This window comes from Microbulbifer maximicatervae (SeqCode), from assembly GCF_052467615.1.
In genome coordinates, this window is sequence record NZ_CP174319.1 from 2,876,015 (window position 1) to 2,891,337 (window position 15,323).

Sequence of the window (15,323 nt, forward strand, 5' to 3'; positions counted from 1 at the left end):
GGTACAGATAAAACAATTAAGGAGATCAACTTACTAGCGGGGCAGAAATAATCAGTACACTCTGGTAATATAAACTGCATGAAATACGATGCAAGAAAACTTAGTACTGAGGAGCAGCACCTCATACGTAAAATTGCTGTTCAGCGAGTATTTGATGGAGAATCTGCGGCGGAGGTTAGTCGTAGCTTAGGGTTGGGGAGCAGAACTATTTTCCCATGGTTAAGGACTGCTCGGGAGAAAGGTATTGAAGCGCTATCTCCAAAAATTAGACCTGGACGCGGTAGAAAACTGTCAGCTATTGAAGGAGAGGAAGTCAAGAGATGGATTATTAGTAGCGATCCAAGGCAATATGGCTTTGACTTCGGGTTGTGGACACGTCAGCTCGTATCGGATTTGATTTTTGAGAGATTCAAGATTGAACTTAGCGTTTCTAGTGTCGGCACACTTCTATATCGACTGGGCCTGACGCCACAAAAGCCTCTACGAAGAGCTTACGAGAGAGATGAGAAGGTGGTGAATAAATGGGTAAAGGAAGTCTACCCAAAGATTAAATCTTATGCGAAAAAAACTGGGGCAGAAATATTTTGGCTGGACGAGGCTAGTATCAGATCAGACGATCCACTCCAAAGGACATGGGAAGAAAAAGGAAAAACTCCAGTGGTAAAAACGAGTGGTCAAAGACAGTCAATCAATGCGATCTCAGCTTTATCGAACAGAGGTGGCTTCTGGTATCATATTTATAGTGAAAAGTTCACGGCAGAAAAGTGCGTAGAATGCTTCAAAAATTTCCAGAGAAGCCAGAAAAGACCAGTGATTCTCATTGTTGATGGGCACCCAGTACACAAATCGAAAAAGGTATTGGAGTATGTCGGTTCACAGGATGGCAAGCTTGAAATGGTATTCTTACCGCCATATGCACCAGACCTAAATCCAGATGAGTTGGTCTGGAATCGTATGAGAAATATAGGGACCTCAAAGAAGCCGCTGAAAAAAGGTGAGACACTAATGAGTCGTGCAAATGCAGATTAGCAGAGTATCAAGAAAAATAGAAAACTTGTAAAATCATTTTTTCAAGAGTCGACTGTATTCTTTGCTGCTGTCTAGGTAGTAACCTCCATCCAAACATTTAAAACAATCCCAAAGAAGCTCGGATCAGATATTTTTTTAAAAAAAATATTTAGGTCGATTCAGCACTATCATTAACAATTGAAACCGAAGAAAAAGCTTGATACTGGGTCAAAAAAACCTGACCAGACAGCACCTGCAGAAAACTACTCCTCTCCAAACGATCCATCACCGGACCTTTAACTTCAGAAAGATGAAGTCGAACACCTCTATTAAGTAAGATACTGTTTATACTTTCCAGTACTTCCAAGGCACTCCAATCAATTTCATTAACGGCACTACACATCAATATAATATTCTTGACCTTGGAATTACCTGCTAGACGGGTATAAATACGCTCTTCCAATGTACTTATATTAGAGAACATCAGACGGCCATCTACTCTAAAAGTAAGAATCTCAGAAGCAGTTTTAACTGGGTGTCGATCTATATTGCGGAAATGCTCAGTGCCTTCGATTAATCCTACCTCTGCAATATGAGGCTTTGATGCGCGCCAAATAAATAATAATAGCGATGCACCCACTCCACAGAGCACGCCCGACTCAACGCCAAATAATAGAGTAACGAAGATTGTCACCGCTACAGCAAGAAAATCTGCCTTGGAAAATTGCCAAGTTTTGCGCAAGATAGAAAAATCTACCAGTGAAAGTACTGCAACAATAATAGTGGCAGCGAGAGTAGCTTTCGGAAGAAAATATAGTGGTGACGTTAGAAAAAGAGCCGTGAATCCAATGCCTATTGCGGCAAATAGGCTGGCAAACTGTGTTTGTGCTCCCGCGTCAGCATTTACAACTGAGCGTGAGAAGCCACCACTTACCGGAAATCCACCAGAAAAACCTGCCCAAACATTCGCAAACCCTAAAGCCACCAGTTCTTGGTTGGAATCAATTCTTTGTCTACGTTTTGCGGCTAAAGTCTTTGCCACGGATATCGATTCTACATAGCCGATGATAGCAATCATTAGCGCAGGTAACGCAAGTGTCTCAAATAGGGAAACCGACAGCTTTGGCAAGCTAAATTGAGGCAGCCCCGAAGGAACACTGCCAACAAGGGCTACTCCCCATGCTTCTAGGTTAAAAGTATATGAGAAGTACACGGTTATCAGCACTGCTACTGCGGGGGCTGACTTAGACAGAAGATTAGCGGTATCAGCTGTGATTCCTAATCTTTGCAATAGTTTTGCCGCACAAGCTCTAGATAGGTATAGAAATAGCACCACCCCCAAGCCGACTAACAAGGTCAACTGATTGTAGCCACCCAAGTGTTCGAACAAGCCAGGCAACAGCTCTAATATTGTATCTCCATGGACCGATAGACCCAGCAATTGGGTAACCTGATTAAGTGCAATTAATAATGCAGAAGCAGTTATAAAGCCGGAGATTACCGGGTGTGATAAAAAGTTAGCGAGAAAACCTAACTTTAATATACCTAATACTGTGAGAATTCCTCCAGATAAGAGCGCCAATATCGCTGCTGCAGTGAGGTAGTCCACCTCACCGCTCGCTGTTACCTTTCCAAGGGCAGCGGCGCTCATTAAGGAGATTACCGCTACAGGTCCTACGGATAGTGTTCGACTGCTGCCTAACAGGCCATAGACTAGCAGCGGAACAATACTCGCATAGAGGCCCACCTCAGGTGGCAATCCGGCAAGCAAAGCGTAAGCAAGGGACTGGGGAATAAGGAGCACGGTAACAATTGAAGCCGCCAGTAGGTCCTGGGTTAGCAGCTGCCGATTATAGGAGTGAATAGTAGCCAGAATGGGAAACCATCTGGTGAGATGCTGCATCGCCATGATCTGTTTTCCGCTCTGGCCTTACGGCCTGAGTTCTATCGCCTTAGAAGAAGGGTTTGAATTGCAGCACCGAAAGTGCTGCACTTTAGAGCTAGGGTTCAATCGATATCAGCACAGCGCCAATATCAAATCCTGCGGCCTGGGCCTGGGAATTGAGCTGCTTTTTATCTGCCCCCATCAGGATCTTGGCACCGGCCCATACCTGGCTGGAACGATTTCCCGTCCGGCAAAACGCGTGCACTTTGTCTCCGTCCTGCAAAACATCACGAAATGCCTCGCAGTGATTTCGCATCATATGTCCGCGAGTAAAAGGTATAGCCACAAATTTAATGCCCGCCGCTAATGCGGCCTGCTCCATTTCCACATAGGAAGGGTGAGTCTCACTCTCACCTTCCGGGCAATTGCATACCACAACTTGCACCCCACTCTGAGCCAATGGGACCATACTTTCACAGGCTATATGCTCAGAAACGCTCACCTGTTCATCTAATTGTTTAATATTCATTGTCACCTCAGTTCTATGCATTCAACTGAATAAATATATCGATCAATAATTTCGTTTAAAGCTGATTAAGCGGTACTTTCAAATAAACCGTACCATTCGATTCTGCCGGGGGCATTTGCCCCGCACGAATATTCACCTGCACAGACGGTACTATCAGCCGCGGCACAGATAAAGTGGCATCGCGCTTGCGGCGCACCACGACAAAATCCTCCTCGGCAACCCCATCGCGCAAATGAATATTCTCCCTGCGTTGCTCTCCCACGCTGGTCTCACACTGATAGCCCCGCTTACCTTTAGGCGGGTAGTCGTGACACATAAACATGCGGGTTTGGTCGGGAAGGGACAAGATCTTACGCACTGAGCGATACAGCTCTGACGCATCGCCGCCGGGGAAGTCACATCGCGCACTGCCAACATCCGGCATAAATAAGGTATCGCCAACAAAAAGCGCATCGCCGATTAGCCAGGCCATATCTGCGGGGGTGTGGCCGGGACTGTAAATCACTTTCGCTGTCAGCTTACCGACCTGGAAAGTTTCACCATCCTTAAAGAGATGATCAAACTGACTACCATCTGCCAGGAATTCCCGCTCAAGGTTAAATACATCGCGGAAGATTTTCTGCACCTGGCAAATGTGCTCACCGATCCCGATACGCCCACCCAATTGCTGGCGTAAAAACGGTGCCGCTGATAAGTGGTCAGCATGGGCATGAGTCTCCAGTATCCACTCGAGAGTCAGGCCTTTCTCTTGAATAAATGACACCAGCGCCTCAGCACCTCGGCTACTGGTGCGACCCGAGGCTGAATCAAAATTCAGCACAGAGTCCACAATAGCAGCGGAACCCCCTTCCCTGTCGTACACCACATAGCTCCAGGTTTCTGTATCCCGATCCAGGAACGGCTGTACCCGGGCACAGTGTTCTTCATGAGCCATCTTCTGCTCTCCCGTATTCACTACACCAACAATATACAATGTGATATTATATAAAACAATATATTGTAATTGTGTAAATTGATTTAGTTCCTATGCCTGATACTGAACATCTCGATCTCAACAAAATGCGCGATTCCGCTGGCCAGGCGGCAGCGATGCTGCGCTCCCTGGCCAATCAGGACCGCTTGCTACTTCTATGTCAGCTCAGCCAGGAAGAGTTAAATGTAGGCGAATTGGAAGAGCGCCTGGGTATTCATCAACCAAGCCTGTCCCAACAACTGGGTGTCCTCCGTCGCGAAGGCCTGGTCGAAACACGCCGCGAAGGAAAAAACGTCTTCTACCGGGTTGCAGACCCGCGAGTACTCGCCCTGCTGCAAACCCTTTACCAGCTCTACTGTGCGGAGTAATCCCATGACCATCGATTGGACCGCTTTCACCCCGGGCACTGCACTCGCCGGGGGGCTGCTGATTGGCCTCGCCAGTGCCGCTTTACTCGCCTTCAACGGTCGTATCGCAGGTATCTCCGGCATCATTGGCGGACTGCTTGACCAAATCCAGGGCTCCCTATGGCGCCTGGCCTTTATCGGGGGACTATTGATAAGCCCTCTTGCCTGGAAAATCTTTGCAACAGTGCCCGACATTGATATCCAGGCAGGTTATCCCACCTTAATTGCAGCGGGATTACTGGTGGGCCTGGGCACGCGGATGGCTTCCGGTTGTACCAGTGGCCATGGTGTTTGCGGCTTGTCCCGACTCTCCACTCGCTCGCTAACCGCCACCCTGATATTTATGGCCGCGGGCTTCGCAACCGTATTTCTAATGCGACACCTCCTGATCGGCCAGCTGGGGCAATGATGATGAAAACCAATATCAGCGCACTTTTGGCCGGGCTCACTTTCGGCCTGGGGTTATTGCTCTCCGGTATGGCCAACCCAGAGAAAGTCCTGGGCTTCCTCGATTTAGCCGGCGCCTGGGATCCCTCTCTGGGACTGGTGATGTTTGGCGCTATCGCTGTGGGCCTGCCACTATTCCATTTCATCAGACGGCGGGGACAGTCTATCTGGAAGCAACCGCTTCACCTGCCGGCAAGTAACCAGGTTGATCGCCGATTGGTATTGGGCAGCCTTCTATTTGGCGCCGGCTGGGGACTGGCGGGTTTTTGCCCCGGACCGGCGATTGTCGCTACTGGGGCAGGACAACTTAAAGCGGTAATTTTTATGCTCGCCATGCTCACGGGTATGGGGATATTCCAACTCTTCGGAATCAAGCGCACTGCCGCAGTGGAGTAACTTGCGCCCAAGCACTACGGTGAGGCAGCCGCCGTCTATCTTGTTTGAGCAGTCCACACAATTGCGGCAGGAAGAGAGCAGAAACAAGCGTAAGGATGCGGCTACTCCACCTAATCCCTCCATGGCTTCGACGCTACCAGCCCAAGTGGCTGGTGGGAGATAGTGTTGCCGCCCTACTGGCCAGCATGATGCTGATCCCACAGGCCCTCGCCTATGCCGCACTTGCCGGCTTGCCCCCTTATCTAGGGCTCTACGCTGGGCTGCTCCCATTAGTAGGATACGCACTGTTTGGCTCCAGCTCAGTGCTGTCCGTCGGCCCGGTGGCCGTGCTCGCCCTGATGACCGCTTCAGCTCTCACCCCCACAGCCTCACCGGGAAGTCCCGAGTACATTTCCGGAGCCATATTATTAGCGCTCTTGAGTGGAGCAATCCTGCTATTAATGGGGTTTCTTGGCCTCGGCAGCCTCGCCAACCTCTTGAGTCTTCCGGTTGTTGACGGTTTTGTCTCCGGCGCCGCCTTACTGATTATTGCCGGGCAGATTGCCCCTTTACTGGGAATATCAAGCAATGGGGATACGGTTCTCGAGATATTGATCAGCACCTTTAACCACCTACCCGAAACCGATCGGGAAGCAGCTCTGCTAGGGCTCATTGCACTGGCCAGCTTAATTGCCGCCCGTCTAGGTTTGCCCTTCCTGCTCAGGAAAATCGGGGTCGGCCCAGCACGATCCAAATTGCTTTCACGGTTGGCGCCCATGCTTATCGTGGTGATTGCCATTGTGCTTACCACTATTTTTCACTGGGAGAAGGAATTACCCGTTGTGGGAGTTATTCCCGCTGGCCTACCAAACCTAAGTATCCCCTCTATTAACCCGGGGCTGATTTACAAACTGCTTTTGCCCGCCCTGATTATTGCCCTGCTCGGCTTTGTCGAAAGCTTATCTATTGCTCACTCTATCGCCCAGCGGCGCGGCGAGAAGCTCAACACTAATGCGGAGCTGCGGGGGCTGGGCGCCTCCAACCTTCTCAGCGCATTTTCAGGAGGGTTTGCGGTAACCGGCAGCTTTGCACGGACAGCCGTTAATGATGAGAGTGGAGCAAAAACCCCCCTCAGCGGCGTGATAGCCGCAGTGCTAATCGCCCTGCTACTTCTGTATGCCACCAAAGTCTTTACCGAACTGCCAATCTGCGTGCTAGCTGCCACCATCATTGTTGCAGCCGCAAACCTGATCAACTTCCAGGGTATGGCCCACCACTGGCGCTACGACCGCACCGATGGACTGGCTATGGCCGGCACATTTCTCGGGGTAGTGTTTTTTGGCGTGGAGACCGGGATTGCCCTGGGCGTCGGGCTCTCATTCGCCACATTGATCTGGCGAGCCAGCCGGCCACATATCGCTGTTGTGGGGCGTGTACCGGGTACTGAGCAATTCCGCAATGTACTTCGCCATACGGTGAAAACCGACTCTGAGATTTTGTTCCTGCGTATTGATGAGAACCTGTTTTTTAGCAACATCAATGCGATTGAGGAGCGACTTTTTGTAGAGATAAAGCGACATCGCAATACCCGCCATATGGTGCTGATCTTATCGTCTGTTAACCGGATCGACAGCACAGCGATAGAGCGTCTGTTACAAGTAAACCGGGATTTACAGAATCGGAATGTCCAGCTGCATCTGGCTGAGGTAAAGGGGGCTGTACTGGATCGCCTGGGCCACTCCAAGTTACTGCAGGAATTGAGCGGCCGCGTGTTCCTCTCCCCCTACATCGCAGAGCTTGCTCTGCGCCACCATCAAATCTCCGATAGCGACAAACCATCCGAATAAGGTTGCGCGACTTGTAAGACAGCATCAAACACTGGCAAAATATCCAGTATTTGAGCAAAGAGCGCGATGGGCGGAAATAACCTTACCTCTGAACAGCAGGCAATTGCAGATCATGCCGGTGGTCACGCCAAGATCATTGCCGTTGCCGGCTCTGGCAAAACCACTGCTCTGTTGCACTACATAAAGAACCGCCTTGATGCAGGTATCGCCCCCGAACGACTGCTGGTATTAATGTACAACCGCAGTGCTCGGGAGGACTTCGACCGCCGCTTACGGCAGCTGACTGAAGGCTCGACACCAGCGGTACATACCTTTCACAGTGTTGGATATCGTTTATACCAACGCATGATCGCCAATGATCATATCGCTGCTGCCAACCTATCCCCCCTGCCCCAATCCACAATCCAATTACAAATCTGGAAGGCCATTGAAGAGTGCGCGCCCACTCACGAACTCGAAGAGATTAGAGCACGGAAGCAATCTGAGATTGAGGCCGCTGAATTTTTTATTGACTACACCAAAACGATTCTGTCGGGAGATCTCAGCGCATTTCAGGAACTGAAGCTCGGCGATGAATACATGTATTTTCTGCAAGTATTTCGCACTTTTGAAGCTTGGCGCCGCAGCCAAAATGCGGTTACCTACGCCGACCTGATTTATGACCCAGCCATGCTGCTCAGCATGGATGAGGAAATGGCCGAGCAGTACGGCAGCTATTACGAAGATATCCTGGTGGACGAATACCAGGATATCAATGAGATACAGCACTTTTTACTGCGAGTTCTCTACGGAAAATCTGGCAACGTCATCGCGATTGGCGACCCAGACCAAACAATTTACGAATGGCGAGGCTCCAAACCGGATTTCCTGCTCACATTTTTCGATGGGGATTTTCCCCCCTCGAATATTTATCACCTGAGCCGCACTTTCCGTTACGGCCACCAGCTATCCCTGGCCGCCAACCACTTTATTGAGAACAATCGCGATCGCGCCGATATATTCTGTATTTCAGCCAATGAAGATCAGCAAACAAAAATCGAGCTGGTAAAAACCGATAAGGAGGGGCGCTGGCTTGTAGAGCACCTGCGCCGATGTCAAAAGCAAGGTCAGTCATTCAGGGAAGTCGCCGTACTGGTGCGGCTGTGGTCTATCGCCGCTCCTATTGAACTGGCACTGCTGGCCAATAATATTCCCTACCGCTCAGCAAGTCGCAACACCGTCCTTTCGCGCCGGGAGCTCCGCCCCTTATTTTGGAGTTTAAATATTGCCTCCGGTCGATTCGCCGAACTTCCTCCCAAGCGTCGCCAGCAGGGACTTTACGAATGGCTGACCTCTCCCCATGTGCGTATTCCGCGCAAAGTCCTGGAGCCCATCTGTTCATCTCTGGCAGCGCTGGACAAAGGCTGGGGCAAGAAGCTAATTGCCCTACTACCTGAAAACCTGAGCAAGCCCCAGACCAAACGCTTGCGCCAACGGGCAGACCTGCTTACCCAGATCGAAAGCTGGCGCGGTCACGCTGGAGAGCTACTGCGTCGCCATATCGGTGAACTGGAACTTCTCAGCGGAATCGCTGACGACGCCTTCACCCGCCAACAAGGGGAGGAGAGACAACAAACCATCCTCGCTTTCTGCAAATACCTGGACACTCTGAAGCAGCCGCCCGCTGAAGCCCTGGCACATCTACAAGAGCTGCAACGCCAACACCGGGAGGGCGAACAAACCGAAGCGGATGCTATACAGATAACGACTATGCACCAGGCTAAAGGTTTGGAGTGGGAACAAGTGATTATCCCCACCCTCACCCAGCACAATATGCCCTATCAGCCCCAACGGGACTTCAGCACACCCGCGTCACTGGAGAGCGAACGCCGCTTGATGTACGTGGCGATGACCCGCGCCAAGTCAAAACTCTTCTTGTTGGCCCCTGCAGAAGACTCCAAAAAGAATGATCCCGAGGCTTCGCAGCCTTCATTATTTATTAATGAAATGCAGCTTCCTTTAAGTAAATTGATGGCAGACTCCCTTAAGGAGCGCCCGGAAAAAATCGACACTGATGTGCCGGTTTCACGCCAAGCGCTCCACTATTTAGAAGCTTGCGATTACAACCCCACTATCAGTGCACCCCGGGCACCAATGCGAAAACCCGAACCTGGAGAGGGGCTGCGGCATCGAAAACTTGGCTATGGAAGGGTTTTGGGATGGGGGGACAAGCGTATCGAGGTGTTATTTAGCGATGGAAAAGCTCGACGGTTTGATTGGGAAATTTTGTCACAATACCTGATGTAGCAATACCTAGGAACGTGCGTACCAAAAAAATAATTCGCTCCGCTATTATCAGGTTACCTAATGCAAATATCTATCAAGAGCCTTCTTCATAATCATCTTTCCCAACTGCTTTCAATTGTGAAAAAAATTCCGCAGGAAATATTTCACAAGCAGCTGGCACCAGATATGTTCAGCTTAGCCGAGAATGCAAAAATTGCGGCCAATTTTTCTCTTCGTGGGTACTGCCCGCTCGTTGACCAAAAAACTGTGGCATTTGAAGAAGATGGCAGTACAAAGGAGGGTATTCTGAGAACCATCCAGAAAACACTAAGCTATTTAGATTCTTTACCCGAAGTAACCGATCTGGACAGCAGTAGAAGAATCAATGATAAAGCGGGTTTTACAACAGTGGATCTCCCACAACCACAATATATCCATCAATACATACTTCCAAACTTACTATTCCATATGAGTATGGTTTATGCAATCGCACGCCGCTATAGTGTACCCCTTAACAAAGGCGATTTTGATGGGTTCCACAGTTACCCAGCTGAATTTAGTTTTATATAAAAATCACCAAAACACTTCAGCGCCAAATTCTTCCAGCTCTTTATCATCAAAAATAATTCGCCAAATATACCCCCTCACGGTATTAACCAGAACATCACCACGAGCCGCAACTATTACTATAGTGCTAAAAATTCAGACTCAGAAAATTTCACCTCATTTAAAATAACTTGACCAAGTTCATAAAAAAAAATATAAACGCGATACAATTCGACATCTACACCAAACTTTTCATGGAATAGAAGTAACCGGTATGAAAATCTCTAAACTATTATTAGTCCCCTTAGCTCTAACAATCTCTAATGTCTCTATAGCCGAAGAGAACCCGTTCTATATCGGGTTTGGCCTAGGCTACCATGACCTCGATGGTCAGAAAGCCCGATCCGGCCACTACCTTGAGGGGCAGCGCTTCGGCGATCAAACAAATTCTTTAAATATTTATCTCGGATATAAATTTAACCCGTACTTCTCTGTAGAAGCTGGATACAGCAATTTTGGCAGCGCCCAGGATGAGTATCTCTCCCCCGTCACTTATTATGACGAGTGGAAAGAAGAGTACATAAACACCTACGTCGAGGATGACGAAACACTTGAAGTCAGCAGTTTTCAGTTGAGCGGTGTCGCTCACTACCCGGTTCTCGAAAAACTGACCTTGAGTGCGAATCTTGGTATTTCCTACACCAGGGTCGACAGTGAGTTCAGACCTGTATCCACTTGGTGGTCACTCATATCTCCAATTGAGAGGTACAGTGAAAAAGATGTGGATCTAACATACGGCCTTGGTGCTACCTATGACTTTACCGATAAGTTCTCAGGAAAGCTTCAGTGGAAGACAATCGATAACGACATTGTAGCCGTTAACGGGTTTGACCTATCACTGGAAGCCCGCTTCTAATCCACCTTACAAACAGGAGGGGCTACAGAGAAAGCAGCTGCAGCTCCCTTCGCTCACTAAAGTTAAAAACAATCAAATGCCTCTGGGCCACCTAGAGGTAGCCGGGAGCCAATCGGCAACCAAGAAAATCTCGGCTTGCACTAAATACCCCCAAAATGCCTAATCTTTAGCCAACATAATGATTTTTAAGGATTTTTTCATTCTTTAGGTTGACTTGCACCAGGGGCATCTATAATATCCGCATCCGTAACGCGCTCGTAGCTCAGCTGGATAGAGTACCTGGCTACGAACCAGGCGGTCGGAGGTTCGAATCCTCCCGAGCGCGCCATACAAACAAAGGGCTTATGCTTAACGGCGTAAGCCCTTTTTTGTTATAGCGCGGTAAAACCCGCATGCATATATCACCGCCAGCACTACCTTTATGCCTGAGTCGGCCCCACCGCTATCAACTCCCCCAGAACTCCACCATAAGGCATCCGTCACCGGGCCGTAATACAAGAACTTCTAGGAAGTATTCCTCACCTTGAACCCATTGCTGGGAGCTAGTGAGGGAATTGGCCGTTCACTGCCAGAAACATAAATTGCCAGTGATATAGATAAATTTATATAAGCAGGGGCTGAGCCAGCTCCTCTTTCCCAAGAAGAAAACCAGCGATTGGGCAAGCACTAGATTTTAACTGAGCTCCACCGGCAACAATTAAGTGGGTGAACCCCAGTCGACAAACTGTCAACGGAAAGCCATTATCAGGTGTAATAGAATTACGCATCAGTACTCTCTGCTGAAGAGCAATAATCATACCCCCTCGCGTACAGACCATTTTCGGTGTTAGATAAATTGAGGGGCGAGCTTCTCGATGATATAACCTACCTCCTCCACATCAACTCATGAATGCAAATGATGCTCTCAACATCACCACCAACCCATAAGCAATACACCTTATAGTATCGACTCAATAATTCACAACTTAGCTAACGTTACTATGCTAATAGAAACGTAAGATCAAAACAGTCACCATAATTCAGATTGACTGATTGCAAGCAGCCCTCTTTTACACTTGCTGGCGCGATCGTAATTATCCCAAAAGGAATGACGCAGGCATAAATTATATCGCTTATAGTTAATGAGCACAGAACATGACACGTTTCCTATCTTTTCTGACATGGAAAAAAATACTTGTCGGTTATTTTTCAGTAATCTTCATCTTTGCTGCCATATATAGTGAATGTGACTCCTGTATAAATGAAAAGCTCGATTTCACAAAAAGTATCTACTTCAGCATTGTAACAATAACAACTTTGGGCTACGGAGAAATTTACCCTGTCAATGAGCTCGGTTATCTACTAACCTCCATTGAAACACTGACGGGAATTGCAACATTTGGGCTACTATTGAATGAATTTACAAAATACCAATCAAACCGACAAGAAAAATTAAGACAAGAAAAAAGAGTCGAACAATTAAAAAATGCATACCACTATTTTCGAGTTCATATGGCCGACTTTTGTGCCGCGGCTATCAGTACTATAACCCACAAAGAACAAGCCCCAGCATCCTATGACATGATGGGTTTTAGAGCATACTTGGAGAACAATAATAATAGAAATGCAAATATCCTTAAGGAAGCCCTCCCTCGTAACTACAAGTTCAGGGCAATGATCATGACGGAATACAAAATATACGCACGACAAATAGAATTGGCTTGCTCAACGATAAATCTCCACGATACAAGGCTATTGGACTTCTTCTATACCCATATAAGCCAGTCTGTCCGACTTGAAGCTGTAAGTGAAGCATCAGAGACTTTATCGGAAACTCTATTCAATCTAATCAATGACATTATGGCAGGAGTAGATGCAAATGGAGACAGGCGTGACCGAGACATATATATGGGTTATATCAATTCACTAGAGTCGCACGTTAGCCAAGGCTAACAAACCGCCAAGAGGTTAAGGACAAACTAGATCCGAGCCTTAAGATTTATCCCAACCATAAGCTGTCCTATTCGGGCAATACAATAATCCCACCTAAATAATAAATACTGCCGGAGATACTACCCCTAATCCCCAAAACTCCAATTCAAGTATTATTTATCAGTAGCAAGTAGCAATTTTTCTAGCTGTACTTTGATTAATGTCGGAGTATCTATACAGATTGAAAGCTCACTGGGTACCGTTCAAATTTTACAAATCGGGGATCAAAATGAGAGTGGAATATCTCACAGCTTAAGCATTTCTGATTTTGCCAGCTCTACACAATTTGGCACTGGAAATATATCCAGCCTTGGTCAGAGTGCAGGCGGTAATAATTTTGCTATTGGAGATCAAGTTGGTGAGCTAAATACCGTGTCAGCCAATCAATCCAACAGTTCCTTTAACCAATTAAATATAAGCCAGCAAGGCATGCAAAATTCACAAACACTGTTTCAGACAGGCTCACAAATTAGCTCATGGACCACCCAAAGCGGCATGGAGAACTCTGTAATGTCGAATCAAAGCGGAATGAACCACACTTTAACATCCCTTCAAAACGGGACTCTGAACAGCCTCACAGCTAGCCAAGGTGGAACCTCACAACTTGCCAATGTGACCCAGCTGGGAACAAGCAATAGCGGAACGATCAGTCAGTAGTCGCCGTAGAGCCTAAAAAGCCTCTTATAACCTCTAGAAAGCCCTACCCACGGCTCCTGAGCCAAATCCCTTTGTGAGAAAACAGAAACAGACAAACAGGTTTTACGGCCACCAAACACCAAAAAAGTGCTTCATATGAAAAAAAGCTTGACTCTACCTACACCAATCTATATTGTGCGCCTCCTCGACGCGCTCGTAGCTCAGCTGGATAGAGTACCTGGCTACGAACCAGGCGGTCGGAGGTTCGAATCCTCCCGAGCGCGCCATTTTCAAGGGGCTTACGTTTTTTGACGTAAGCCCCTTTTTTATTGCGACAACCTCAACACCAAAACACAGCTAGGCTTTGGATTATGGAAACAAGGAGAAGTTTTCAGGGGGTAGCGCCATGGATATCACGACTCTGAATGTACTTAAGCAGCTAGGTTTGTTAGCCGCAGTCTTTACCCTATCTACGGCCGCACTGGCCATTGAATGCGGCGACACTATATCTGAGCCCACCACTCTATCTCAGGACCTGAATTGCGAGTTGAGTATCGCCAATCCTGTAGCACTCACCATTGTAGGCCCATCAGGGAGCCTGAATATGGCGGAGTTTGAGCTTAGCTGCGTATCGCTGGACCCAACCCAAACAGATTTCTACGCAATAGACCTACAGGGCACCGCAGCATATCTCAGCAACGGCCAACTAACCAACTGCACCAATGGTGTCATCACCTCCAGCTCAGGCTTCCACTCCATCTCCAATATGGAAATAAATAGCGCTGTAAGAAATGCAATTTTGCTATTCGGCAACGGCAATACCATCACCAACGTCGATATTACAGGTCCTGCTACTTCAACCATCTCTGATGGTATTGAGGTTTTTGGCGATTACAACACCATTAGTCGCAGTACGGTACTAGGAGGCGGAGACGAAGGCATTGAAATCCTGGGAGACTATAACAATATCTCCTTTACTACCGTTTCTGGGTTTAGCGAGGACGGCTTCGAGATTGACGGCAACTTCACATTTGTATCTAACAGCATCATTGAGAATAACGGTGAAGCTGGAATCCTGATAAACGGTAATTTCAACAACATAGCAAGTAACAATGTGGCGGATAATGGGCAGGTGGGCATTAATCTAAGTGGCGGCTCAAGCAATTCGATTGCAAGCAACACGGTATCCAATAATGGGCTATCGATACTATCAAGCAATGGCGGTATTATCGTTACTGACTCGAATAGCTTAAACAACCGGATTACCGGGAATACCCTAAACGGCAATCAGCAATTTGACCTCGCAGATCCCTTTGACCCCGACTGCAATGAAAGAAATCTTTGGAGTGGAAACCAGTTCACTACTTCAGACCCCACATGCTTAGACTAACTACCCAAACTAGAGAAGTGGCTTGCGCTGCAAGGCCGGACACCTCCAGTCTCACGAAGGCTATATCCGGGGTTTAAACAGAAGCAAATAAGACTCAAGTACCAAAATTACTGTTCAAAGTTAAACCA

The 15,323-nt window shown here is 47.9% G+C and carries 14 protein-coding genes and 2 tRNA genes; 13 read left to right on the forward strand and 3 right to left on the reverse strand.

Annotation, left to right across the window (positions count from 1 at the left end; translation table 11 throughout):
• Nucleotides 1-78: 78 nt before the first annotated feature.
• Complete coding sequence (locus ACJJIM_RS12715) at nt 79-1,029, forward strand: IS630 family transposase (RefSeq protein ID WP_444911146.1); 951 nt, start codon at nt 79-81, stop codon at nt 1,027-1,029.
• Between the two features lie 148 nt (nt 1,030-1,177).
• Here the strand turns inward: ACJJIM_RS12715 and ACJJIM_RS12720 are convergent, their stop codons facing one another.
• The 3 genes from ACJJIM_RS12720 to ACJJIM_RS12730 form a co-directional block, all read right to left on the reverse strand.
• A complete protein-coding gene (locus tag ACJJIM_RS12720; RefSeq protein WP_444911147.1) occupies nt 1,178-2,917 on the reverse strand; it encodes a SulP family inorganic anion transporter in 1,740 nt (579 codons plus the stop codon).
• 91 nt (nt 2,918-3,008) lie between these two features.
• Nucleotides 3,009-3,422, reverse strand: a complete 414-nt coding sequence (locus tag ACJJIM_RS12725) for a TIGR01244 family sulfur transferase (protein ID WP_444911148.1) — start codon at nt 3,420-3,422, stop codon at nt 3,009-3,011.
• A gap of 55 nt (nt 3,423-3,477) precedes the next feature.
• Nucleotides 3,478-4,356 carry an MBL fold metallo-hydrolase gene (locus ACJJIM_RS12730; RefSeq protein ID WP_444911149.1) on the reverse strand — a complete coding sequence of 293 codons (879 nt, stop codon included), beginning with the start codon at nt 4,354-4,356 and terminating at the stop codon, nt 3,478-3,480.
• Nucleotides 4,357-4,448: 92 nt separating this feature from the next.
• On the opposite strand from ACJJIM_RS12730, the gene ACJJIM_RS12735 reads away from it, so the two are divergent.
• From ACJJIM_RS12735 to ACJJIM_RS12790, 12 genes are all read left to right on the forward strand, one after another.
• Nucleotides 4,449-4,763: an ArsR/SmtB family transcription factor gene (locus ACJJIM_RS12735; protein WP_282932131.1), complete on the forward strand. Its 315-nt coding sequence runs from the start codon at nt 4,449-4,451 to the stop codon at nt 4,761-4,763.
• 4 nt (nt 4,764-4,767) lie between these two features.
• Entirely contained in the window at nt 4,768-5,211 is a 444-nt protein-coding gene (locus ACJJIM_RS12740) for a YeeE/YedE family protein (protein WP_413662617.1), read from the forward strand.
• Entirely contained in the window at nt 5,211-5,645 is a 435-nt protein-coding gene (locus ACJJIM_RS12745; protein ID WP_444911150.1) for a DUF6691 family protein, read from the forward strand. Before ACJJIM_RS12740 ends, ACJJIM_RS12745 begins: the two co-directional genes overlap by 1 nt.
• A gap of 95 nt (nt 5,646-5,740) precedes the next feature.
• Nucleotides 5,741-7,471, forward strand: a complete 1,731-nt coding sequence (locus tag ACJJIM_RS12750; RefSeq protein WP_444911151.1) for a SulP family inorganic anion transporter — start codon at nt 5,741-5,743, stop codon at nt 7,469-7,471.
• A gap of 66 nt (nt 7,472-7,537) precedes the next feature.
• Nucleotides 7,538-9,757, forward strand: coding sequence for an ATP-dependent helicase (locus tag ACJJIM_RS12755; protein ID WP_444911152.1), 2,220 nt, complete (start codon nt 7,538-7,540; stop codon nt 9,755-9,757).
• A 60-nt stretch (nt 9,758-9,817) separates the two neighbouring features.
• A complete protein-coding gene (locus ACJJIM_RS12760) occupies nt 9,818-10,306 on the forward strand; it encodes a DUF1993 family protein (protein WP_444911153.1) in 489 nt (162 codons plus the stop codon).
• A 250-nt stretch (nt 10,307-10,556) separates the two neighbouring features.
• Nucleotides 10,557-11,198 carry an outer membrane beta-barrel protein gene (locus tag ACJJIM_RS12765; RefSeq protein ID WP_413662622.1) on the forward strand — a complete coding sequence of 214 codons (642 nt, stop codon included), beginning with the start codon at nt 10,557-10,559 and terminating at the stop codon, nt 11,196-11,198.
• A gap of 251 nt (nt 11,199-11,449) precedes the next feature.
• Nucleotides 11,450-11,526 (forward strand) — tRNA-Arg (locus tag ACJJIM_RS12770).
• Nucleotides 11,527-12,332: 806 nt separating this feature from the next.
• Nucleotides 12,333-13,130: a potassium channel family protein gene (locus ACJJIM_RS12775; protein WP_444911154.1), complete on the forward strand. Its 798-nt coding sequence runs from the start codon at nt 12,333-12,335 to the stop codon at nt 13,128-13,130.
• 192 nt (nt 13,131-13,322) lie between these two features.
• Nucleotides 13,323-13,826 (forward strand): hypothetical protein, encoded by a 504-nt coding sequence (locus ACJJIM_RS12780; protein ID WP_413662624.1) that lies wholly within the window; start codon nt 13,323-13,325, stop codon nt 13,824-13,826.
• 189 nt (nt 13,827-14,015) lie between these two features.
• A tRNA-Arg gene (locus tag ACJJIM_RS12785) sits at nt 14,016-14,092 on the forward strand.
• A 119-nt stretch (nt 14,093-14,211) separates the two neighbouring features.
• A complete protein-coding gene (locus ACJJIM_RS12790; protein ID WP_413662625.1) occupies nt 14,212-15,195 on the forward strand; it encodes a right-handed parallel beta-helix repeat-containing protein in 984 nt (327 codons plus the stop codon).
• Nucleotides 15,196-15,323 lie beyond the last annotated feature (128 nt).